Consider the following 1,427-nt stretch of genomic DNA (forward strand, 5'->3'; position numbering starts at 1 on the left):
GTCCAGGGGAAGGCCCCGGTGGGGGTGGGCCACAGCAAGGTCGCCCCGTACCGGACGGCGGCTCCGGCCCCGCCGCCCAGCGAGATGGCGAGGAGGACGGGGAGCCGGCTCTCCGGCGGCGCCCCCTGCGCCGGTCCCGGGCCGAGGTCGGGGTCGACCGGTTCGGGGGGCGGGAGCGGCAGGTTCGCGCGGTGCGTGCCACCCGGCTCCGGGGCGCCGGAGGCCGGAGGGACGGGGCGGGGGTCCGGTCGGTCGTCGGACGGGTGGGGCATGGGGCGAGCGTACGCCGGAAGGCGGCGCGGACCGCTGACGGCCGGCTCTCCGGGGGTGGGGGGCCGGCCTAGGGCCAGTACAAGCGGGAGTCCATGCCGGAAGAGCGGGGCGCGGGCAGGCCGTCGCCTTGTGGCGGGTCCACCGCGTAGCCGAGGTCACGGAGCACCGCGGCTGCGACGTCGGGCGCGTCGCGGACTGCCGCGCGCAACCGCGACTGGCGCCACTTCCCCGTTTCCGCCTCGATGACCTTGCGCCATCCGGGCTCGACGTCGATGGCGAACTCCCTCTCCAGGAGCAGCAGGACGTCCTCGAGCCCCGGCCGGAACCGGTGACCGCCGACAGGGAAGTGGATCTCCGAGACCCGGGGTGGCTTGCCTCGCCTGGACTTCCCGCTCGGGCTTGACTGCTTGCGTTCGGCGAGACGGAGCAGGTACGCGAGTTCGTCCCGGTGGGCGTGTACCTGAAGGTGCGCTCCGGGTGGGTTCTTCCCCTTGCGGACGTACTCGTGGCGCAGTAGCGGCTCAAGGCTGGATTCGAAGAACACCTTGACGTCGGCGCGGTCGGTCGCCAGGTACTGGCCTGCCGTGTCCCAGCAGCAGAAGTGCTGGATGTGCAGCTGTAGGCACGGGACTTGGTCGATCGCGACAGGGATGCTGGTGGCGGTCATCCCGTCCTCGTCGAGCGGGGCCACGAGAACCCGAGTGCCGCTGTAGCCCGCGGAGAAGCGTGGCGAGTCCGGACCGAGGACTCCCCGCGTCAGGGCGGTGAGGGTCTCGGCGAACCCGGTGGCCTTCGCTTCGAGCCGGGCCTCGTCAGCGGTCACCGGCCAGAAGGCGGTCGATGCCTTCGATGGTGTGCCAAACGCTCAGCTCACGGGCGCTCAGTGTGTACGACTCGGCTCGGCGCTGGAGTTCGTCGTGGGTCATGTGGACCTCGGCCAGCAGCCGCGCACGCTGTGCCAAGAGGTCTTCGCGCGTCCTTCGAATCATGGTCCGCATGGGACTCCCCTGGATGGATTAGACGCTCTCAGTGAAGCAGGCCGCTCTGACAGCGACGCTTTGCCCATGAAAGACGTTGGCCAAGACATCCACCGGGAATCCGTCGAACGGATGCTCTATTCGTGCCGGCCGGGGCGCGGGGCCCCGCTCGGCCCC

General features: G+C 71.2%; 3 protein-coding genes. All 3 read right to left on the minus strand.

Annotation, left to right across the window (positions count from 1 at the left end; translation table 11 throughout):
• Nucleotides 1–272, minus strand: a 272-nt coding sequence (locus ACFV9O_RS40420; protein WP_385428088.1) for a CrcB family protein, incomplete at its 3' end; no start/stop codon positions are given.
• A gap of 68 nt (nucleotides 273–340) precedes the next feature.
• Nucleotides 341–1,096, minus strand: a complete 756-nt coding sequence (locus ACFV9O_RS40425) for a hypothetical protein (protein ID WP_381771424.1) — start codon at nucleotides 1,094–1,096, stop codon at nucleotides 341–343.
• Nucleotides 1,086–1,262: a hypothetical protein gene (locus ACFV9O_RS40430; RefSeq protein WP_385428090.1), complete on the minus strand. Its 177-nt coding sequence runs from the start codon at nucleotides 1,260–1,262 to the stop codon at nucleotides 1,086–1,088. The genes ACFV9O_RS40425 and ACFV9O_RS40430 overlap by 11 nt, the downstream gene beginning before the upstream one ends.
• Nucleotides 1,263–1,427: the final 165 nt, after the last annotated feature.

The organism is Streptomyces sp. NPDC059909 (genome assembly GCF_042730885.1).
Lineage (GTDB): Bacteria > Actinomycetota > Actinomycetes > Streptomycetales > Streptomycetaceae > Streptomyces.

Bases quoted from the DNA above. Each gene is read 5' to 3' on its own strand.
- ACFV9O_RS40430 (WP_385428090.1), bottom strand. From the start codon at position 1,262: ATGATTCGAAGGACGCGCGAAGACCTCTTGGCACAGCGTGCGCGGCTG.